Origin of the sequence: Bacteroides sp. HF-162, assembly GCF_015679285.1 — a bacterium.
Lineage (GTDB): Bacteria > Bacteroidota > Bacteroidia > Bacteroidales > Bacteroidaceae > Bacteroides > Bacteroides uniformis.
The window spans coordinates 4,286,519-4,309,003 of the sequence record NZ_CP064937.1; the positions used below are offsets into that span (position 1 = coordinate 4,286,519).

Genomic DNA, 22,485 nt, shown 5'->3' on the forward strand with positions numbered 1-22,485 from the left:
TCGTCAATTATCAATCGTCAATCGCTTTGTAACATTTCTGTAACATGTATGACATTTCCCTGCAACACCAAACTCTTTCCTTTGCAGCCGGAAATAAAATACATGTCTATGGAAACAATTTATCTGGGTATCGTCATCTTTCTGTTCGTACTCGCGATTTTCGACCTCGTGGTAGGTGTCAGTAATGATGCGGTCAATTTTCTTCAGTCGGCTGTCGGAGCAAAGGCAGCATCTTTCAAAACCATACTGTTCATTGCAGGCATTGGCGTCTTCATCGGTGCGGCACTCAGCAATGGCATGATGGACATTGCACGACACGGCATCTATCAACCGGAGCACTTCTACTTTGCCGAAATCATGTGCATTCTGCTTGCCGTCATGTTGACGGACGTCGTGCTATTAGATGTCTTCAACACTATGGGAATGCCTACCTCCACCACTGTATCCATGGTGTTCGAACTGTTGGGAGGTACGTTCGCACTGGCGCTCATCAAGGTCTATAACAGCGATACATTGGGACTGGGCGACCTCATCAATACAGACAAGGCACTCTCTGTCATCATGGCCATTTTTGTATCCGTAGCCATTGCCTTCTTCTTCGGTATGCTGGTACAGTGGCTGGCACGTATCGTGTTCACCTTCAACTACAAGAAGAACATGAAATACAGCATCGCGCTATTCGGTGGTATAGCTGCCACCAGCATCATCTACTTCATGCTGATAAAGGGGCTGAAAGACAGCTCATTCATGACCCCTGAAAACAAGCAATGGATACACGACAATACCGCATTGCTGATAACCGGTTTCTTTGTATTCTTCACCATACTGATGCAGATACTGCATTGGTGCAAGATAAATGTCTTCAAAGTAGTGGTTCTGATGGGTACTTTCGCCCTCGCTCTTGCCTTTGCCGGCAATGACTTGGTGAACTTTATCGGTGTCCCCCTCGCAGGATATTCCTCATTTATTGACTATACAGCCAATGGTACGGCCGCCGGCCCCGACGGATTCCTGATGTCCTCACTCCTCGGTGCAGCCAAAACCCCGTGGTATTTCCTTATCGGTGCAGGCGCCATTATGGTTTATGCACTCTGCACATCCAAGAAAGCCCACAATGTCATCAAGACTTCCGTGGACCTTGCCCGCCAGGATGACGGTGAAGAGAACTTCGGAAGTACCCCGATAGCCCGCACGCTGGTACGCTTCAGCATGACCCTGGCTAACGGAATATCCAAAACGATGCCCGAAAGCAGCAAGCGGTGGATGAACACACGCTTCCAGAAGGATGAAGCCATCATAGCCGACGGCGCCGCTTTTGACTTGGTTCGCGCCTCCGTCAATCTCGTATTGGCTGGTCTGCTCATCGCCTTGGGAACTTCCTTGAAACTTCCCCTTTCCACCACTTACGTCACCTTTATGGTAGCCATGGGTACATCGCTTGCCGACCGTGCCTGGGGACGTGATTCGGCGGTATTCCGCATTACGGGTGTGCTCAGCGTAATCGGCGGTTGGTTCATCACTGCCGGAGCAGCGTTCACCATCTGTTTCTTCGTAGCACTGATTATCCATTTCGGCGGTACGGTTGCCATCCTGGCACTGATTGGTCTGGCAGTCTTCATGCTGATTCGTAGCCAAGTGATGTACAAAAAGCGCAAGGAGAAAGAAAAAGGCAACGAGACCCTGAAACAGTTGATGAAGAGTACGGACAACAATGAAGTCATCGAATTGCTCCGCAAGCATACCCGTGAAGAACTGGTGAAGATTATGGAATTCACAGAAGAGAATTTTGAACGTACCGTCACTTCCTTCCTACACGAGAATCTACGCGGACTGCGTCGTGCCATGGGCTCAGTAAAATTCGAAAAACAACTCATCAAGCAGATGAAGCGTACCGGAACACTTGCCATGTGCCGTCTCGACAACAATACCGTACTGGAAAAAGGACTCTATTACTATCAAGGCAACGACTTTGCCAGCGAACTGGTGTACAGCGTAGGCCGTCTTTGCGAACCTTGCTTAGAGCACATAGACAATAACTTCAATCCGCTGGATGCCATTCAGAAAGGAGAATTTACAGACGTAGCCGAAGACATCTGCTATCTGTTACAAGTATGCCGCCACAAGCTGGAAACGAACAATTATGATGAACTGGAAACAGAGATTCGCAAAGCCAACGACCTCAACGGACAGTTGTCTCACCTGAAACGCGAAGAGCTGCAACGCATCCAAAGCCAGAGCGGCAGCATCAAAGTCAGCATGGTATACCTGACTATGATACAAGAAGCCCAAAACGTAGTGACCTACACCATCAACTTGATGAAAGTAAGCCGCAAGTTCCAAGTAGAAAAAGAAGAGTTATAAGTTATAAGTTATGAGTTATAACGCATGGTACATAACATGCAACTTATAACTCATAACTCCTTAAGCCCCATCTTCTCTGCCCGTTGCAACATAAATGCACGGGCGGCTTCGTATTCATTGGGAATGATGCCGTCCAAAATGGCATCCTTAATGGCACTCTTCAAGGCACCTACCTGCTGGCAAGGAGAAAGGCCGAAAGTCTTCATGATTTCTTCACCACTGACCGGAGGCTGGAAATTACGGATACGGTCGCGTTCCTCCAAATCCTTCAGCTTCTGGCGTACCAACTGAAAATTATTAAGGAAGCGTTTCTTACGCTCCATATTCTTGGAAGTAATGTCGGCTTCGCACAGTGTCATCAGGTCGTCTATATCATCACCTGCCTCAAACAAGAGACGACGCACTGCCGAGTCGGTCACTACATCATCCGCTATCACAATGGGACGCATGTGCAGGCTCACCATTTTCTGCACATATTTCATCTTCTCATTCATAGGGAGCTTCATCTTGCGGAAAATATCAGGTATCATCTTCTCGCCGATGAAATTATGGTTATGGAACGTCCAACCCGCACGGGGTTCCCAACGCTTGGTGGCAGGCTTGGCTATATCGTGCAGAAGAGCTGCCCAGCGTAGCCAAAGATTATCAGTCTTCTTACTGATGTTGTCGAGTACTTCGAGCGTATGGTAGAAATTGTCCTTATGGGCGCGTCCATTGCGCGTCTCCACGCCTTGCAGCCTGACAAGTTCCGGGAATATCAGTTCCAGCAGACCACAGCGGTCCAGCTCAATGAATCCCTTAGACGGAATAGGTGACAAGATGATTTTGTTCAGTTCGTCTGCAATGCGTTCTTTGGAGATAATGGAGATGCGTTCGCGATTACGCTCCAAAGAATCGAATGTCCCATCGTCAATATAGAATCCCAGCTGGGTGGCAAAACGGACACAGCGCATCATGCGCAAAGGGTCGTCACTGAAAGTTATATCAGGGTCGAGGGGAGTCCGGATGGTCCTTTCCTTCAAGTCTCCAATACCGCCAAAGGGGTCGACCAACTCGCCATAACGCGCCCGGTTCAGACAAACAGCCAGTGCATTGATAGTAAAATCACGGCGGTTTTGGTCATCCTCCAATGTACCGTCCTCTACAATAGGCTTGCGGGAATCGTGTGTATACGATTCTTTTCTTGCACCCACAAACTCAACTTCCGTACCATAGTACTTCAATTGTGCCGTACCGAAATTCTTGAAGACGGAAACATGCGCCCCACGCCCCAGACGCTTACCCAGCGCCTCGGCCATGGCAATGCCACTGCCTACCACCACCACATCAATATCCTTGGAAGGACGTTGCAAGAAAATATCACGTACATATCCACCGACTGCGTAACATTCCAATCCCAATTCATCAGCCGTTTCGGATATCCGCTTGAATATATCATCACTAAAATATTGCTTCAGTTCTTCTGCCGTCAAATCTATCATAAATAATGCGCTAATGTAATGAATACGCAAATGTGTTAATGGCCTATTAGCACATTTGCACATTAAAATGCTGCAAAGATAAAGATATTATTTCTATTTTTGTGGACTCTAACTCCAAGAACAACAACTATGAAAAAAGTAATACTCCTTGCATGCCTATGCTGTACACTCTTCTCTTGCGAAGATGTGGAGAAGAAAGCCGGTGAAAAACTACAAGCTGCCCGCGAAGCGTTTGAACTCGGCAACTACAATGAAGCGAAGATTCTGATTGACAGCATCAAGATGCTCTATCCCAAAGCGTTTGAAACTCGCCGTGCAGGCATCGGCCTGATGCAGGAAGTGGAACTGAAAGAGCAGGAAAAGAGCCTGGTCTACTTGGACAGTATGCTTCAAGCCAAGCAAAAGGAATTCGACGCAATCAAAGGGAAATACGCCTTTGAAAAAGATGCCGAATACCAGAATATTGGCAATTACCTGCATCCCTCCCAAGTGATAGAAAAAAATCTGCACCGTTCTTTCCTCCGCTTCCAAGTAGACGAAAACGGAGTCATGAGTATGACTTCCATTTATTGCGGAGCCCATAATATCCACCATGTGGCCGTCAAAGTTACTGCTCCCGACGGCAGTTTTGCCGAAACACCCGCCGCCAAAGACAGCTACGAAACCACTGACCTCGGTGAAAAGATTGAAAAGGCAGACTTCAAACTGGGAGAAGACGGAAACGTCATGGGGTTCCTTTATCTGAACAAGGACAAGAATATCAAAGTCAACTATCAAGGGGAACGTCCCTATTCCATCACCATGACTGCCGCCGACCGCCAGGCCCTTGCCAGCGTCTACGAACTGGCACAACTGCTGTCATCCATGACGGAAATAAAGAAGAATATGGAAGAAGCCAATCTCAAAATCGAATTTGTAAAAAAGAAGATGGAAGAGAGAAAAGACAATGCACAAGAATAAAAAGAAGGAAACCGGATGATATATTCATTACTTAGTCATCCGGTTCCCTTTTTATTATCAGTAAAGCCTTACCAAACTAATTTAGGTAAATAACGGCTCAGACATGTACGCAAAGCAGACAGAGTGATGGGTTTTACCAACACTTCCGAGGCTCCGCACTCCAAGGCTTTTTCGCGGTCGGCAGTAAAGGCGTAAGCGGTCTGCATGATGATGGGAAGTTCCTTATCCTTCTTGCGAATAATCACCGTAGCATCCAGCCCGTTCATAATAGGCATTTTTATATCCATCAGAATAGCTTCCGCCTTGTTGCGATTCTCTTCGAACAAATTTACAATATCTTCACCATTCTTTGCCCATAGTATCTCGCATTTCTTGCCGATAATAGCCTTTATCAGTTTAAAGTTACTATCATCATCTTCCGCAACCAGAATAAGCGGACGGTAATCTCCTGACACTTTTTCTATTTCCATGACCTATGCGTTTTGTTTATATAGGGGCAAAGATATAAAAAATAATAGATTTGCACTATCTTTGCAGCTCATTAAAAAAATATATAATGATTTCTATAGACGGACTGGCCGTAGAATTCGGCGGAACTACTTTATTCAGTGACATATCTTTCGTTATCAACGAAAAAGACCGTATCGCCCTAATGGGTAAAAATGGAGCGGGGAAAAGTACATTATTGAAAATCCTGGCAGGTGTAAGACAACCTACCCGTGGAAAAATCTCAGCCCCCAAAGACAGTGTCATAGCTTACCTTCCACAGCACCTTATGACGGAAGACGGACGTACCGTATTCCAGGAAGCGGCGCAAGCCTTTGCCCACCTGCATGAAATGGAAGCTGAAATAGAGCGCCTCAACAAGGAACTGGAAACGCGTACCGACTACGAAAGCGACAGCTACATGGAACTTATCGAGAATGTCTCCGCCTTAAGCGAAAAGTTCTATGCCATCGACTCCACCAATTACGAGGAGGATGTGGAAAAAGCACTGCTCGGACTGGGGTTTGTACGCGAAGACTTCAACCGCCAGACCAGTGACTTCAGCGGCGGATGGCGCATGCGCATCGAGCTTGCCAAGCTGTTGCTGCAAAAACCTGACGTGCTGTTGCTAGACGAGCCTACCAACCATCTGGACATAGAATCCATACAATGGCTGGAAGATTTCCTTATCAGCAACGGAAAAGCTGTCATCGTCATCAGCCACGACCGTAAATTCGTGGACAACATTACCACCCGTACCATTGAAGTGACCATGGGACGGATATACGATTATAAAGTAAACTACTCCAAATACCTGGAGCTCCGCAAAGAACGCCGCGAACAGCAACAGAAAGCCTACGACGACCAGCAGAAGTTCATTGCCGAAACCAAGGAATTCATCGAACGGTTCAAAGGTACCTACTCCAAAACCCTGCAAGTGCAAAGCCGCGTAAAGATGCTGGAAAAGTTGGAACTGCTGGAAGTGGATGAAGAAGACACTTCAGCCTTGCGCCTCAAATTTCCTCCTTCTCCCCGCTCAGGCAATTATCCCGTCATCATGGAGGGAGTAGGGAAAAGTTACGGTGACCATGTGGTCTTCAAAAACGCCAACCTCACCATAGAACGGGGAGACAAGGTTGCTTTCGTCGGTAAGAACGGTGAAGGAAAGTCAACGTTAGTGAAGTGCATCATGAAGGAAATAGAACATGAAGGCACCCTCACGATAGGACACAACGTGCAGATTGGATATTTCGCACAAAACCAGGCCTCATTGTTGGATGAAAACCTGACCGTATTCCAGACCATCGACGATGTGGCAAAAGGAGAAATTCGCAACAAGATACGCGACCTGCTGGGTGCCTTCATGTTCGGTGGCCCCGAAGAGTCCATGAAGAAGGTCAAGGTGCTTTCCGGTGGAGAGCGCACACGCCTTGCCATGATAAAACTTTTGCTCGAACCGGTGAATCTGCTGATACTGGACGAACCGACCAACCATCTGGACATGAAAACCAAAGATATCCTGAAGCAAGCGTTACTGGATTTTGACGGTACCCTGATTCTCGTCAGCCACGACCGCGACTTCCTGGACGGACTGGTAAGCAAGGTATATGAATTTGGCAACAAACAAGTGAAAGAGCACTTGAACGGCATCTACGAATTCCTTGAAAAGAAGAAAATGGACTCCCTCCGCGAACTGGAACGATAGGCATCTGCTAAACCCGGCGTCCGAACAAATGGCCGATACATATTGTTTTCATTTTACTAAACACTTAACTAAGAGATATTAAAATGAAACAATATGATGCCATCATAATAGGATTCGGCAAGGGCGGCAAGTTATTGGCCGTCGAACTAGCCGAACGGAATTGGAAAGTAGCCATCGTGGAACGTTCCCCTCAGATGTACGGAGGAACATGTGTAAACGTAGGATGTATCCCTACCAAAGCTCTGATTCACGAATCGGAATATGCGGAAAAAAGATACTATGACGATTATAAGAACCAGTCCAAACTGTATGCACTTGCCGTGGCGCGGAAAGACAAGCTTGTATCCTTCCTGCGTGAGAAAAATTATGAAAATGTAAAAAACAAGCCTAACATAACCCTCTATGACGGAACAGCTTCTTTCTTGTCCGAAAATACAATCCGTATAGTCTCCGGCAAGGAAGAAACAATTCTTGAGGGGAAAGAAATATTCATCAACACCGGGTCTACCCCTATCCTGCCTGCCATTGACGGACTCAAGGAGAGCAAGTACGTATATACCAGTGAGACCTTGCTGCAATCGGACAAACTGCCCGCACACCTGCTCGTCATCGGCGGCGGTGCTGTCGGATTGGAGTTTGCCACTATGTATGCAGGCTTTGGAAGCCACGTCACACTGCTGGAAGCGGAAAACCGCTTTTTGCCTAAAGTGGACCGCGACATTGCCGCCTCCATGCTGGAAGCATTGCACCGAAAACGTATCAATGTCCGGTTGAACGCCCGTATCCAATCCGTGTACGACACAGCCGAAGGAATAACACTGACCTATACAGACAGTGCAAACGGCACTCCCTACTACTTGAAAGGAGATGCCTTGCTGGTAGCCATCGGCCGCAAGCCTATGACTGCAGAACTGAATCTGGAAAAAGCGGGTATACAAACAGACAAGCGGGGAGCCATCGTTGTCGACAACCAATTACGGACTACAGCCCCACACGTATGGGCCCTGGGGGACGCAAAAGGAGACGAACAGTTCGACTACTTGTCCATCGATGATTTCCGTATCATCCGTAACCAACTCTTTGAAAACAAAAAAAGGAGTACAAAAGACCGGTATCCAATCCCTTTTGCCATTTTCACCGACCCACCGCTGGCACATATAGGACTGACGGAAGAGGAAGCGATGAAGAACGGTTATTCCATACATGTGGCACGTATCCCTGCTGCCATGATTCCACGTGCCCGTACGCTACACAGCATAGACGGTATGCTCAAAGCTATTGTAGACATCCATACCGGACGGATTCTGGGTTGTACCCTACTTTGTGCCGATGCACCAGAAGTAATCAATACCGTAGCATCAATCATGAAAACGGGACAGCGTTACCATTTCCTGCGGGACTTCATTTTCACCCACCCCAGCATGAATGAGGGATTGAATATGTTATTCAAACCTTTTTAGCATTTTCTATTTGGTAATTAAGTCCTTAACCTCTATCTTTGCATCCGTCCAAAGATAGAGGAATGAAAAAGAAACAGTACATAACCTATATTCTTTTTTTCATCAGCTTGATAATGCTGGTGATACCCGTCATTCCCCACCATCATCATGCCGACGGAATGATATGCATGAAGAATGATATCACCGCCGATTGCTGCGGACACCGTCATAGCCCGGGCAACGAGCACTGCTGTTGCGACACGGGATGCATGACAACCCACTTTGTACAACAGACGCCCAGCTCTTCCAATGATGTGTGTTCACATCCGGATGCCTTGTGGGCAGTCACCCTACTCATTGAACCTTTTTCCAAGTTACTCATCCTACCCGAGTTTGATATAAGCAGGCAGGAGTGTATCTATTTGGAATCTCTTCATAGCACATTTATCATATGTGCTACGGGACTTCGTGCCCCTCCGTCTCTTCTTGCTTAACTGTTACCGGAACATCACCGAGACAGATTTCTATCCGGCATAAGGAACAATGCAATTTGGTTGCACGCCCTATGCCCTAATTTTGTATTCAAAATCAAAAAGTAAGAACAAATATCATCATGAAAAAAGTTATTTTCATGGGAGTCTTGGGATTATTCCTTTTAGGCTCCTGCAACAGCAAGTCCGGAGACAGCCACGAAGGACATAATCACGAAACAGAAGAGCACAATCATGACGGACATGACCACGAGGGACATGACCACGAACATGAGGGACACAACCATGAGCACGAAGAGCAGGAAAACCACGCCGGAGGAAGTGATGAAATCATCCTGCCACCGGCAAAGGCACAAGCTGCCGGCGTAGCGGTCAGCACTGTTGAACCGGGTAGTTTCCATCAAGTCATCAAGACCAGCGGCCAGGTGATGGCAGCCCAGGGAGACGAGAGCGTAGCCGTAGCTACAGTAGCAGGCGTGGTTTCCTTCAAGGGAAAAGTTATCGAAGGAATGAGCGTCAGCAAAGGTACTCCTTTGGTGGTATTGTCATCCAAAAACATGGCCGACGGAGACCCGGTGCAGAAAGCCCGGATAGCCTACGAAGTTTCCAAAAAGGAATATGAGCGTATGAAAGCGCTTGTAGGCAACAAAATCGTATCTGAAAAGGAATTCTCGCAAGCCGAACAGATTTATGAAAATGCCCGTATCAGTTACGAGGCAGTCGCAAAGAACCATTCGGCAAGCGGCCAGGCGGTTGTTTCTCCCATCAGCGGTTATGTGAAGAATCTGTTGGTGAAAGAAGGGGACTACGTCAGCGTCGGCCAGCCGTTGGTAAGCGTCACCCAGAACCGCAAGCTTTTCCTGCGTGCGGACGTATCCGAAAAGTACTATCCTTACCTAAACAGCATCGGTTCCGCCAACTTCTGTACTCCTTATAATAATAAGGTATATACATTGAAAGAACTGGGCGGGCGCATGCTTTCTTATGGAAAGGCTTCGGGTGAAAACGGATATTATGTACCCGTAACTTTTGAATTCGACAATAAGGGAGACGTTATTCCCGGCTCGTTTGTAGAAGTATTCCTATTATCCTCACCAATGGAGAACGTGTTGTCCCTTCCTCACAGTGCGCTGACCGAGGAACAAGGTAGCTTCTTTGTCTACCTGCAACTGGATGAAGAGGGCTACAAAAAACAGCTTGTCACCCTGGGTGCCGACAATGGCGAAAGTGTACAAATCCTTTCCGGCATAAAAGCAGGCGATCGCGTCGTAACCCAAGGAGCCTATCAAGTGAAGCTGGCATCGGCAACGAATGCTATTCCGGCACATAGCCATGAACACTAATCTCATGTACAATTTGACAATTTACAAAGTACCATTTCGTTATGCAGTATAAGGGTTACGTGACGAATGGGGAGTGTAAAGTCAGATAAACAAGAAATATTAGATAAAACAGCAAGTGCGGCTGACATTGCGCAGCCCAATTGTACATTGTAAATAGTAAATAAAAAGATGTTAAACAAAATAATTGGTTTTTCTCTTCAGAACCGCATCCTGGTGCTGGTAGCATCGGTGCTGTTGCTGATTGGCGGTACTTATACCGCCATGCATACGGAAGTGGATGTGTTCCCTGACCTCAATGCGCCGACCGTGGTCATCATGACCGAAGCAAACGGTATGGCAGCAGAGGAAGTGGAACAGCTGGTCACTTTTCCCGTAGAAACGGCTGTAAACGGTGCAACGGGTGTGCGCCGTGTACGCTCTTCCTCAACGAACGGTTTTTCTGTAGTCTGGGTAGAATTCGACTGGGATACAGATATCTATCTTGCCCGGCAAATTGTCAGTGAGAAACTGGCAGTCGTCAGCGAATCCTTACCGGCCAACGTAGGCAAGCCGACACTGGGCCCACAATCGTCCATTTTGGGCGAGATGCTGATTGTAGGTCTGACAGCAGATTCGACCTCTATGCTGGATTTGCGTACCATTGCCGACTGGACCATACGTCCCCGCCTGCTCTCTACGGGCGGTGTGGCACAAGTTGCCGTACTGGGCGGCGACATCAAGGAATATCAAGTGCAGCTGGACCCGGAACGGATGCGCCATTACGGCGTGACATTGAGCGAAGTGATGAACATCACCCGCGAAATGAACCTGAATGCCAATGGTGGAGTACTCTATGAATATGGCAATGAATATATCGTACGCGGCGTACTTTCTACCGACAAGGTAGACCAGATAGCCAAGGCCGTGGTGCGGAGCAACGGAGTCTCCGGCGCCCCTATCCTGCTGGAAGATATTGCCGACGTTCAAATCGGAGCCAAACTTCCTAAACTGGGTACCGCCTCGGAACGCGGTAAGCATGCCGTACTGCTGACAGTCACCAAGCAACCCGCCACAAGCACGCTGGAGCTTACAGACAAACTGGAAGCTTCCCTGCAAGACCTGCAGAAGAATCTACCGGCGGACGTAAAGGTTTCCACAGACATCTTCCGTCAAAGCCGTTTCATCGAAAGTTCCATCGGAAACGTTCAGAAGTCGTTGTTGGAGGGAGGTATTTTCGTTGTCATCGTGCTTTTCCTGTTCCTTGCCAACGTACGTACCACAGTCATCTCGCTGGTGACACTGCCGTTGTCACTGATTGCCTCCATCCTTGCCCTGCACTATATGGGCTTTACGATAAATACCATGAGCCTGGGAGGTATGGCTATCGCCATCGGTTCGCTGGTGGATGATGCCATCGTGGACGTGGAGAATGTCTACAAGCGTTTGCACGAAAACCGACTGAAACCTGCCGGCGAGCAACTTCCTATTCTGGAAGTGGTGTTCAATGCTTCGAAAGAAGTGCGTATGCCTATCCTCAATTCAACGCTGATCATCATTGTCAGCTTCGTACCACTGTTCTTCCTTAGTGGTATGGAAGGTAGGATGTTGGTACCACTAGGCATTGCATTCATCGTGGCATTGGCGGCTTCAACCGTTGTGGCACTGACCGTAACGCCGGTACTTTGCTCCTATCTATTGGGAAAAGAGAAAACGAAAAAACAAAATAACGAAAACAGCGATTCTGCCGTAGCACGCAAGATGAAGCAATGGTATGGTTCAGCACTGACTTTTGTATTGGGGCATAAGAAAGGGGTACTTGGAGGTATTATCGGACTATTTGTAGTGGCACTCGGCTGTTTCTTCACCCTGGGCCGCTCGTTCCTGCCGCCTTTCAATGAAGGTTCGTTCACCATCAATATCTCCTCGCTTCCGGGTATCTCCCTGGAAGAAAGCGACAAGATGGGGCACCGTGCCGAGGAGCTGCTGCTCTCCATCCCCGAAATACAGACCGTGGCCCGTAAAACGGGACGTGCAGAGCTGGACGAACACGCTCTGGGAGTAAACGTCTCTGAGATCGAGGCACCGTTTGAGTTGAAAGACCGCTCACGCAGCGAGCTCGTGGCAGAAGTCCGCGAAAAACTGGGTACCATTGTAGGGGCAAACGTGGAAATAGGCCAGCCTATCAGCCACCGTATAGACGCCATGCTATCCGGTACAAAGGCGAACATCGCCATCAAACTGTTCGGCGACGATCTGAACCGCATGTTCACTCTGGGCAATGAAATCAAGAGTGCCATCCAGGGTATTCCCGGTATTGCTGACCTGAACGTGGAACAGCAAATTGAGCGTCCGCAACTTGTCATTTCGCCCAAACGGGAAATGCTTGCCAAATACGGCATTTCACTGCCCGAATTTTCGGAGTTTGTCAATGTCTGTCTGGCCGGTGAAGCCGTTTCCCAAGTTTACGAAAAGGGAAAGAGCTTCGACCTGACCGTACGCGTGAAAGACGACCTGCGCGACGAAATGGAAAAAATACGCAATTTGATGATTGATACGGGCGACGGACAGAAAATTCCACTGAACTATGTAGCGGAAATCCGCTCGGCCATGGGTCCGAACACCATCAGCCGCGAGAATGTAAAGCGTAAAATCGTCATCTCCGCCAACGTGGCCGACCGCGACCTGCGAAGTGTAGTCAACGATATACAAGCCCAGGTAGACGCACAAATCAAACTGCCGGAAGGATACCACATCGAATACGGCGGACAATTCGAAAGCGAGCAGGCAGCAAGCCGCACGCTGGCACTTACTTCGTTCATGTCCATCGTGGTGATATTCCTGCTCCTCTACCATGAATTCCGTAATGTGAAAGAGAGTGCCATCATCCTTATCAATCTGCCGCTGGCATTGATAGGCGGTGTATTCGCCCTGCTCATCACAACGGGAGAAGTGAGTATCCCCGCCATCATCGGTTTCATCTCATTGTTCGGTATCGCCACCCGAAACGGAATGCTGCTCATCAGCCATTACAACCACTTGCAGCAGGAAGAAGGCTATGGCGTCTACGACAGCGTTATCCGCGGTTCGCTCGACCGTCTGAATCCAATCCTGATGACCGCCCTATCCAGTGCACTGGCACTTATCCCGCTGGCTCTCAGTGGCGACCTGCCGGGCAACGAGATACAAAGCCCGATGGCAAAGGTTATCTTGGGCGGCCTTTTAACATCCACGTTCCTGAACGGTTTCATCATTCCGATTGTTTACCTGATGATGCACCATAACCAACAACCTAAAACGTCAGACAATGAATAAAAGATTTTTCATATTCAGCGCCGCCATCCTCGCTTTTGCGGGGATGAGCGCACAAACGTCCGGCATTGATGCCGTGCTCCAGCAGATAGAGGCCAACAACAAGGAATTGCAGGCTAACTCCCACCTCATTTCCTCACAAAAACTGGAGAACAAGACAAACAACAACCTCCCCGACCCTACACTGTCATACGCCCACCTTTGGGACTCCAAGAACAGTGACGAGACAGTCGGCGAAATGGTCATCTCACAAAGCTTCGACTTCCCCACGCTTTACGCCACCCGAGGGAAGATGAACCGACTCAAGACAAATGCACTGGATGCACAAGCCACCGCCTTCCGCCAGCAGATATTGCTGCAAGCGAAGGAAGTATGCCTGGACATCATCATGCTGCAACGCCAGCAAGCCCTGCTCGACGAACGGTTAAAGAATGCAGAGGAGCTGTCGGCCATGTACACCCGACGTCTGGAAACGGGAGATGCCAATGCACTGGAAACCAACAAGATTAATCTGGAGTTGCTGAATGTACGCACGGAAGCCCGCATGAACCAGACGGCACTTAACAACAAACTGAAAGAGCTGCTTGTCCTCAACGGAAACCAGCCGCTCACACCGGGACGTCCCATGCCCGGTACCACACCCGACGCCCAAACACTCGGATTGACAGAATACCCGGCAGTGCCGTTGCCGGCCGACTTCCGCCCGCTGGCCGACGAACTGCTGGCTTCAGACCCCACCCTGCAATCCTTGCAGGGTGAAAGTTCTGCCGCCCGGAAACAGATTTCGGCAAGCAAGCAAGGCTGGCTGCCCAAACTGGAACTGGGTTACCGTAGAAATACCGAATCGGGGCATCCGCTGAACGGTGTAGTAGTAGGCTTCTCTTTCCCGCTTTTCGAAAACCGCAATAAGGTCAAGATAGCCAAGACACAAGCGCTCAACATTGACTACCAAAAGGAGAACGCCGCACTGCAAGCCAGCTCCGCCTTGTGGCAACTCTATGAAGAGGCCAAGAACCTGCACGCTTCCATGGAGGAATACGAGCGCACCTTCCATCAACAGCAAGACCTTTCTTTACTGAAACAAGCACTTATGGGAGGACAAATCAGTATGATTGAATACTTCGTTGAAATATCGGTTGTCTATCAAAGCAAGACAAACCTCCTGCAACTGGAAAACCAGTATCAGAAGGCAATGGCACAGATATACAAGAGCCGGTTATAAATAGAAAGAGCTGTCTGCGGTTGGCAGACAGCTCTTTCTATTTCAATATATTGTAGTTATAGTTTTGTGACTTTACCCATAAACAGAATAACTCCCGTACTCTTCTCCTTTATCAGGAAGATGAAAGGACGGTCCACATAGAACGGAATTACCGTACTTGGTCCGGGAGCGGCCACGTCCATTCCTCCGACAGTTACAGCCGCAGCTTCCGTCCCCTCTTCATTCACTTTCACATAAGTGAACTGTTGCAGCAAACTGATAAACAAATCCTCATCCGCCATTCCGGAAAAATCGGCCGATGGAGTAAAAGCCTCTTGCATTCCCATTGCCATCATATCGTCAATGAGTTCTTTATCATATTCCATTTCAAACCGGGGTAACTTAAGGTTCAAGGCAGAGCTTGATAAACTACTGTTCCATTCCCCCCAGCGCTCGTCATTCAGCTGCGGCAGGCACTCATCCAACGATTTTCCCTCTGCCGGCAAGAGCACCACCATACTGAAAGCCTCATTGCCGTAAGGCAACTCTGCCATTGAGAAATACTCATTCTCGGCATAGTTGAATCTCTCGTCACGAAGATTCATCATGTGTACAGTCGATTTGCTTCCGTCAGCATTCGTAAAAGCCTCTTCTGCCGTATCCGATTTTTTGAATTGATTCTTCCAAATCCCCTTGAAATAAAGCGCATTCAACAGATAAAGACGCGCCGTCTCCGGAATCTCATTCAAGACTTTGGGGATGCAATTATTCGTTTTCCCGGCACACCAGCCGTTTATAATGTCCGGAGCCTTGGGAGAGGCAAAATCCAGCTCCTGCACTTGCGCGTCATACATCTTTTTGTTTACGCTTACAAAGTCGTCATGAACACCGAACCCTTTCTTTATCCAGATGGAATTGGCAATTCCCAACTGTGTGGTATTGTCCAAATCGAGCAACGCCTCCACCAGCTTCTTATTATAGTTGTTCATTTCTTCCAACGAATAGCCCGAAAAGCCCAGGACATCTGTCATCTCAGATAGTGTGTTTCCCAACGCTCCATTGGCAATCATAGACAGACAGAGCGAAGCGCTCAAAGGAGAGATGAACAGATTGGGCTTTTCCACCTCAGTTTTACAAACCTGATTAAAGAAACGGAAAGCGAAATCCGTTCCTAAATCCATCATCTCCTGCTCGGCACGGGTCAAGGCAATGTCTTTGCGAGGCTTGGGTTGTGGTGAAGAGTTGTCGTCACTCTGGCAGGCTGCAAGGATACAAAGTAGGCTTAAGGCAGTAATCGTTTTTTTAAGCATAAGCAAATAGTATTAGTTTTAAAACAGTTATCTATATAGAAAATGCTTGAACAAACAAAATACTGCATTGAAGAAACAATAAAAAATAGTACATTCCTACTCTATTATTATACTGCAAAGTTCTGCATATATATTTGCAGTGTCACTGCAACAGCTCTGCAGTGCTACTGCAAAATATATACAGCAGCTTTGCAGTAACGTGATTGATTTCACCCGGTTATTGTTGCCAATTCCAGCACCCCTTCCGGCAAATATCCGCTGCGTATGCGCCATTCCTGGGGATAAAGATTATTGGCACGGTTACCTATATTCTTGACAAATCCTAGAGGTATCTGTTTGTAGGTGAGCAAGACAATGCCGCGCGGAGCAGTCTCCGAAAGGACAACAGCCTCCTTGCGCAGATAGCTGATGGCCTGCTCGCGGCCTATCTCTTCATGGGCAAAGGCATCCGGATTCAGTGCTATACTCATGGCGAGCCCATGAGCAGGCATCCAGTCTTTTCCTTTCAACTCGGCAACATCTACCCCAGCCTGCACGATACGGAGTGACGAACGCAAAGCCGACAGTTCGGAGAGATACGTTTTAGGGAAAGCGCTGACGTTGTTGCCATTGACGATAAATTCGTAATTATCCGGAACCGCAAACCACTCATGCAGTGCCGAAAGCTGTTCTTTGGAAACACCCGGAGTTTTCGCTCCTTTTCCTTGGGGTTTTCTTCCTTTTTCCCAGGATTTCACCTGCCCGGCCCAGGTATTCCCATCGCTCACGCCCGGTTTGCGGAGAACTGCCAAAAAGAATCCTTCCCCCTTCGTCCGATGGGGCAGGAAACGATAGGCGGGAAAGTCCTCTCCCGACAATAGATTACCCGTAATATTCCAGTCAGTAGAAATTTCCAACGGCAATACCTCCACCCCGAATTCATCCCGTATCCAACGGATGTTCTCTTCGTTTTCCTTTGTATTATAGGTACAAGTACTGTAGATGAGAATGCCTCCGGGCTTCAAACAAGGCCAGATATCCGTAACGATGCGACGCTGGCGCTGCCAGCAGATTTCCACATTCTCCCCACTCCACTCACTTACCGCAACGGGGTCTTTACGGAACATCCCCTCGCCAGAGCAGGGGACATCCGTCAATATAACGTCGAAGAAGTCCGTCAAGGAAGAAAAATCCGCCGGGTCATTATTAGTGACCACCACACCGGAATGCCCCCACTTCGTAAGATTCTCCGCCAATACCTGCGAGCGGTTGCGGATTACCTCATTGGCCACCAGCAGACTGCCTGCGGGCAACACGCTACGGGCATGCGTGGATTTCCCGCCGGGAGCCGCACAGAGGTCAAGCATCACCACCGGTCCTTCGCCCACATACCGCCTCAAAGCCTGCTCCACAAACATGGACGAAGCCTCCTGCACATAGTAGCAGCCTGCATGAAACAGCGGGTCGAAAGTGAATGTCAGCCGCTTGTCCAGATAGTATCCGGCAGCAGACCAGGGAACATGCTCCAAAGAGGAACGAAAAAGACTGAATGAAGATTCCGGTAATTTATCTTCATTCAGTCGGATACTGACCGGCTGCTCCCCTTCCAGGGCAGCAGCCAGCTTTTCATATTCTTCCACACCCAAGAGGGCGCGTGTATAATCGGTGAAAGATGAGGGTAACTCCATGCTTTGAACTGTTTTATGGCAGCAAAGATAGTGCAAAATACGTTTCACCAATCTACGGGGCTAAACAAAAAGCACGGTTCAATACTCTTTTTAAAAACTGAGTTTCACCCCTGCAAAATAGGAACGCGGTGCACCCGGTCCGTAGATATAACCGGAGTCACGGCTTGCCCCCTTGTCAAAATCTTTTTGATAAGAATTGAATATATTCTGTACACCGGCATTGAGCTGTAAACAGAACCCTTGGAAATCAATATCATAAGCCATCTTGGCCCCAAATTCAAAGAAGTCCGGACTCTTTACCAATACGTCTGCCTCACCGTTCACCTCCGAAAGCAGATGGGGAACGTACATTCGCCCGGTATAATTGCCATTCAAAGCTATTGAGAAGGCTTTAACCGGTGTACAGGTGGCTGTAAAGTAGCCATAGACGTTGGGGGTGCGCAATATTTTGTTGCTGCTACGCTCCTTCTCCGACAAATGCTCCTCATCCGCACTCCACTCTTCGGGAGAGTCGTAGATGCTACGTTGAAGCGTCAGCCCTGCCTGCAACTGGACCTTATCCTTATAGGCAATCTTTCCTTCCAATGTGCCGCCATACACTTTGGCTCCCGAACCATTGATGCGGGTCTGTATCAGATAAGCGCTACCGTCTGGGGCTTTCACCGGAGGCGTCAGGACAAACGGGTCGGAAAGTTTCGTGTAGAAGCCTTCCACCAATAGGTTTGCCTGGAAATCTCCGAAATAGTGGTACCAATCTACCGAAGCATTCAAACTGCGCGAACGCTCTTCCTTCAATCCTTTGGCACGGACAATGGATACCAGTTTACCTCCCACATTACTAATATGCAAATCCTCATCGAATGCCTGCGGAGCGCGAAAGCCTTCGGCGTAGCTGAAACGGATATTCACATCCTGGGTAGGATTATAACGGATATTGGCACGGGGACTGAAAACAGTCTTGTCCATGATGCTGTTTTTATCCACGCGCCCACCGATGAGGAAACTCCACTGCTCGTTCTTCCACTCATTCTGTGCGTAGGCGCTTGCTATGTTCACCACTTGGTGTAATGGATCGGGGGTATGTTTCTCAATCAGTTGTTGCAAGCGGTCGCCCGTTGCGGCAGGGTCTTCGGCCAAGGCAGCATCGCGGTACTTCTGCGCATCCGTCGCCTTGTCGTGCAGCTTGTCATGATTGAACTCAATACCTCCGGTCAAGTCGGCAGGCATGAACAAGCACTTGTCAAAATGATAAATATACTGGGCACCCAGCACACCGGTAAAGTCCGTAGTCATCCCATAAGCGCTGTAATAACTATCGCGCACGATATGCTGAGCCGAAGCATAGGTGCTGAACGTATGTTTCTGGTCCTTAGAGAAAGCTGTGAACTTGAGCCCACCCGTATTGATAGAGTGCTTCAGCTGCTCCACAAGTCCGGGTGCTCCGGTACCATTCAAGTCGGCATCCTCGGCTATATGGGGCGGCAAGCTGAAACCACTTCCGCCACGGCGGAATTCTTCCATATGATGGTATTCAAGGCTTAGCTTGGAATAGGCACTTGTCCGGTAGTAAGCATTCAGACCGATAGTCTGGTTCTTCAGTTTCGGCAATTCGGAGAAACCGTCTCCATTGGAATCCCAGGCCGAACGGTGCCTATTTTGTCCATACACATAAGCCCCCATCTTATTGTCCGAAGAGACAAGGGAGAGGTTCAAGGCCGTATTGTTATCGAACGAACCGGAACCGTCGAAATTGGAAATGGTATGCGAGAAAGAACCTGAATTACGGACCGGTTCCTTCGTAATGATGTTCACTGTTCCGGCAATGGCCGAAGAGCCGAACAAGGCGGAACCGCCTCCACGCACCACTTCCACACGCTCTATCATATTGGCCGGAATCTGCTCCAGCCCATACACACCTGCCAAAGAGGAGAAAATGGGACGCGAATCTATCAATATCTGGGTATATTTTCCATCCAGGCCGTTGATGCGTACTTGTGAGTAGCCGCAATTCTGGCAATCGGTCTCTACCCGCACACCGGGCTGAAAGACCAGTCCTTGCGACAAAGTATGCGAGTTTGTCTGTTCAAACAGTTTAGGAGTGACCACTTTGACCAAGGTAGGTGCCAAGCGCCGGGCAGTCTCGCTACGATTGGCAGTAACTACCACTCCATCCAGTGCCACCATATCTTCTTCCAATTCAAAGTTCTCCTCCAAGGTCTTGCCACGTTTCAGAACGACTTTGCGCTCCTGCGACTTATACCCTACAGCACTGACGGACAAGGTAAACTCACCTTCGGGCAGATTCTTTAGAAAATAGTGACCGGTGGCATCGGTCATGGTCCCGATGGTGGTGCCTTTCAGCGAAACTGTCATATAAGGCAAATGTTCCCTTGTACTTTTTTCTATTACATGACCGACAATATTGGCATCGGTACTCTTCAAATCTTCGGCATAAACGGTTGATGAGAGTAACAGACATACTGCTCCCACCACAAAAAATATATATTTTTTCATGTACTTCTAAAATAATATGTTAATCAATGAGGTTGACGCAATCCCACAACGGAATCGCCATAATCTATCGGATTCAAAGAAAGGAAGGGGGAGCGCGCAAACAGATGCCGCCACGAGGCTTTACACACTTAATGCATTCCGTGGCAGGCATGCTCAGTACACGCAACAAAACAAGTAAAACCGTCGCGGCAACCGGAAACGGCGGAAGGGAAGAGGAAACGAAAGAGGCAAGATAGAAAATGGTTTCCAACTGCACCTCTGTATGCTCATGCTGGCCCTTGAATGGATGGGAATGCACAATGATGACACCATTCACCACATGCGAGTGGGTAAACAGCGTAATCCCTCCCAGATAGGCAATGAACAGCAGAGGGAGGATATACTTCATTATATTCTTCAACTTCGTCATGACTTCCCAATAAAACAGATGTGCGAAGATAACAGTATTTACAATAAGAGACAACCCGGTTTATATATTTACCTCTATTTACAGTCACAAATACCTACTTCTTGTTATTCCAGGAAAAAGACAATAGAGCATTTCCATTAAAAATATCGTCTTATTTCCGGTTTTCTAAAAAAAATATCTTCTCTTTGCAACTTTATAAAGGTGACGATACGTCTAACCAACAAAGAAACAAATTAAAAGACCATAGATTATGAAACGTATCATTTTTGGATTAATGCTTGCCATGATGTTCTGCACACTGATGCAAGGCGCAAACAGAACCGTAACAGAGAACGACGGTCAGGGGAACAAGAAAAGAGTCATCGAATTGAGGGACACTGTCATCAATGGAGAAACCGTAACAGACACACTCAGCATCATGACTTATGAAAACGGTACCGGCAGTAGCGATGCTCCGGAAAAATGGAGAACCCACCACAACAGCAGTATGGACTGGAACGGGTTCGACCTCGGAAGCAAGACTTCGGAGACCGTGATTGCCGTAACAGCCATCGTCTTTGTATTCGGACTGCCGCTACTCATCATATTCGTAGTATTCTTCTTCCGCTATAAAAACCGGAAGGCCAAGTACCGCCTGGCAGAACAAGCTCTGGCCAGCGGACAGCAACTGCCTGAAAACTTCTTCAAAGAAGCCGCAGCAACAGACATCCGTAGCAAAGGCATCAACAACATATTCGTCGGCATCGGCCTGTTCATCTTCCTTTGGGCCATTACCGGAGAATTCGGTCTCGGATGTATCGGCTTACTCGTCATGTTCACCGGCTTCGGACAATTGGTGATTTTCTACAGCCAACAGAAGAAGAACGAAGAAAAATGAGTCAACTCAATGACATATCGTTAGTCGCACAGGTCGTGGTGTTTCAAAACACCAAGGCCTTCGACCGGTTGGTGAAGAAGTACCAGTCGTCCGTACGGCGGTTCTTCCTGCACCAGACCTGCGGCGACAGCGAGTTGAGTGACGACTTGGCACAAGATACGTTTATCAAAGCCTATACAAACATCGCTTCGTTCAAGAATCTATCCAATTTCTCGACCTGGCTCTACCGTATTGCCTATAATGTTTTTTATGACTATATTCGCAGCCGGAAGGAAACAGACGGTTTGGATACGTACCAAGTGGATGCTCAATGCAGCACACTGCAGCAGGACGTGGGGCAGCACATAGACATTTACCGTGCCCTCGCCACACTGAAGGAAATGGAACGCACCTGCATCACGCTCTTCTACATGGAAGACCAAAGCATCGAAAAGATTGCAGGTATCACCGGATGTCCGGCGGGAACGGTAAAAAGCCACCTCTCGCGGGCGAAAGACAAAATGGCTTCCTACTTAAAACAAAATGGTTATGATGGAAAATAATGATAAACTCCTGACTTCATTCTTTGCCGAACACCGGCAGGAAATAGCCGATAACGGATTCAGCCGCCGCGTACTGCGACACTTGCCTGACCGTAGCCACCACTTGGCACAGATATGGGCAGCATTCTGCTTCACATTGTGCCTCGTACTATTCGTTGCCCTTGACGGAGTGCAGCTGATACTGGACACCTTGCGCGAGACCTTTGATTCTGCCATCCGGAGCGGAGCGTCAGAGCTTGATCCCAAGTCGTTAATCATTGCCGGAGTAGTATTGCTCTATTTCGGTTACCGAAAGATTGTATCCATGGCATAAATACATATCCGTGCCCGGAGAAAGAGGACATGCACTACTCCAACAAAGTCTTGGCTCTTATCTTATCCAATAAGGTAAGGGCTAATTTTTTTTTTAAA

General features: G+C 48.2%; 17 protein-coding genes. 11 read left to right on the forward strand and 6 right to left on the reverse strand.

Features of this window, described 5'->3' with window-relative positions:
* The first annotated feature begins 108 nt into the window (after nucleotides 1–108).
* Complete coding sequence (locus ITJ87_RS18100; protein WP_034522753.1) at nucleotides 109–2,361, forward strand: inorganic phosphate transporter; 2,253 nt, start codon at nucleotides 109–111, stop codon at nucleotides 2,359–2,361.
* Nucleotides 2,362–2,411: 50 nt separating this feature from the next.
* On the opposite strand, the gene ITJ87_RS18105 is transcribed toward ITJ87_RS18100, so the two are convergent.
* Nucleotides 2,412–3,842: a CCA tRNA nucleotidyltransferase gene (locus ITJ87_RS18105; protein ID WP_117964131.1), complete on the reverse strand. Its 1,431-nt coding sequence runs from the start codon at nucleotides 3,840–3,842 to the stop codon at nucleotides 2,412–2,414.
* A gap of 129 nt (nucleotides 3,843–3,971) precedes the next feature.
* Here ITJ87_RS18105 and ITJ87_RS18110 point away from each other — a divergent pair, with 129 nt between their 5' ends.
* On the forward strand, nucleotides 3,972–4,802 hold the full coding sequence (locus tag ITJ87_RS18110; RefSeq protein WP_117964130.1) for a hypothetical protein: 831 nt from the start codon (nucleotides 3,972–3,974) through the stop codon (nucleotides 4,800–4,802).
* 68 nt (nucleotides 4,803–4,870) lie between these two features.
* Here ITJ87_RS18110 and ITJ87_RS18115 read toward each other — a convergent pair whose 3' ends face one another.
* Entirely contained in the window at nucleotides 4,871–5,272 is a 402-nt protein-coding gene (locus tag ITJ87_RS18115; RefSeq protein WP_117964129.1) for a response regulator, read from the reverse strand.
* A gap of 86 nt (nucleotides 5,273–5,358) precedes the next feature.
* Here ITJ87_RS18115 and ITJ87_RS18120 point away from each other — a divergent pair, with 86 nt between their 5' ends.
* From ITJ87_RS18120 to ITJ87_RS18145, 6 genes are all read left to right on the forward strand, one after another.
* Nucleotides 5,359–6,993, forward strand: coding sequence for an ABC-F family ATP-binding cassette domain-containing protein (locus tag ITJ87_RS18120; RefSeq protein WP_117713857.1), 1,635 nt, complete (start codon nucleotides 5,359–5,361; stop codon nucleotides 6,991–6,993).
* 83 nt (nucleotides 6,994–7,076) lie between these two features.
* On the forward strand, nucleotides 7,077–8,453 hold the full coding sequence (locus tag ITJ87_RS18125) for an FAD-dependent oxidoreductase (RefSeq protein ID WP_117964128.1): 1,377 nt from the start codon (nucleotides 7,077–7,079) through the stop codon (nucleotides 8,451–8,453).
* Nucleotides 8,454–8,515: 62 nt separating this feature from the next.
* Entirely contained in the window at nucleotides 8,516–8,926 is a 411-nt protein-coding gene (locus ITJ87_RS18130) for a DUF6769 family protein (protein ID WP_005827068.1), read from the forward strand.
* 119 nt (nucleotides 8,927–9,045) lie between these two features.
* A complete protein-coding gene (locus ITJ87_RS18135; protein WP_057255758.1) occupies nucleotides 9,046–10,266 on the forward strand; it encodes an efflux RND transporter periplasmic adaptor subunit in 1,221 nt (406 codons plus the stop codon).
* A 168-nt stretch (nucleotides 10,267–10,434) separates the two neighbouring features.
* Nucleotides 10,435–13,557, forward strand: a complete 3,123-nt coding sequence (locus ITJ87_RS18140; protein ID WP_117964126.1) for an efflux RND transporter permease subunit — start codon at nucleotides 10,435–10,437, stop codon at nucleotides 13,555–13,557.
* Entirely contained in the window at nucleotides 13,550–14,776 is a 1,227-nt protein-coding gene (locus ITJ87_RS18145; protein WP_117964125.1) for a TolC family protein, read from the forward strand. Before ITJ87_RS18140 ends, ITJ87_RS18145 begins: the two co-directional genes overlap by 8 nt.
* 56 nt (nucleotides 14,777–14,832) lie before the next feature.
* Here ITJ87_RS18145 and ITJ87_RS18150 read toward each other — a convergent pair whose 3' ends face one another.
* The 4 genes from ITJ87_RS18150 to ITJ87_RS18165 all read right to left on the reverse strand — a co-directional run bounded on the left by ITJ87_RS18150 (nucleotide 14,833) and on the right by ITJ87_RS18165 (nucleotide 20,655).
* Nucleotides 14,833–16,065: a serpin family protein gene (locus tag ITJ87_RS18150; RefSeq protein ID WP_005827075.1), complete on the reverse strand. Its 1,233-nt coding sequence runs from the start codon at nucleotides 16,063–16,065 to the stop codon at nucleotides 14,833–14,835.
* 209 nt (nucleotides 16,066–16,274) lie between these two features.
* Nucleotides 16,275–17,732 carry an rRNA cytosine-C5-methyltransferase gene (locus ITJ87_RS18155; protein ID WP_117964124.1) on the reverse strand — a complete coding sequence of 486 codons (1,458 nt, stop codon included), beginning with the start codon at nucleotides 17,730–17,732 and terminating at the stop codon, nucleotides 16,275–16,277.
* Nucleotides 17,733–17,822: 90 nt separating this feature from the next.
* A complete protein-coding gene (locus ITJ87_RS18160) occupies nucleotides 17,823–20,246 on the reverse strand; it encodes a TonB-dependent receptor (RefSeq protein WP_117964123.1) in 2,424 nt (807 codons plus the stop codon).
* A gap of 73 nt (nucleotides 20,247–20,319) precedes the next feature.
* Entirely contained in the window at nucleotides 20,320–20,655 is a 336-nt protein-coding gene (locus tag ITJ87_RS18165; protein WP_117964122.1) for a hypothetical protein, read from the reverse strand.
* A gap of 250 nt (nucleotides 20,656–20,905) precedes the next feature.
* Between ITJ87_RS18165 and ITJ87_RS18170 the strand changes: the two genes are divergently transcribed.
* Genes ITJ87_RS18170 through ITJ87_RS18180 form a run of 3 tightly spaced genes read left to right on the forward strand, consistent with a single transcriptional unit; the run spans nucleotide 20,906 to nucleotide 22,387 of the window.
* Nucleotides 20,906–21,532, forward strand: a complete 627-nt coding sequence (locus ITJ87_RS18170) for a DUF6249 domain-containing protein (RefSeq protein ID WP_117964121.1) — start codon at nucleotides 20,906–20,908, stop codon at nucleotides 21,530–21,532.
* Nucleotides 21,529–22,074, forward strand: coding sequence for an RNA polymerase sigma factor (locus ITJ87_RS18175; RefSeq protein WP_117964120.1), 546 nt, complete (start codon nucleotides 21,529–21,531; stop codon nucleotides 22,072–22,074). Before ITJ87_RS18170 ends, ITJ87_RS18175 begins: the two co-directional genes overlap by 4 nt.
* The gene (locus tag ITJ87_RS18180) at nucleotides 22,061–22,387 is read left to right on the forward strand and encodes a DUF5056 domain-containing protein (RefSeq protein WP_117964119.1); all 327 of its coding nucleotides are present in this window, start codon (nucleotides 22,061–22,063) and stop codon (nucleotides 22,385–22,387) included. The genes ITJ87_RS18175 and ITJ87_RS18180 overlap by 14 nt, the downstream gene beginning before the upstream one ends.
* Nucleotides 22,388–22,485: the final 98 nt, after the last annotated feature.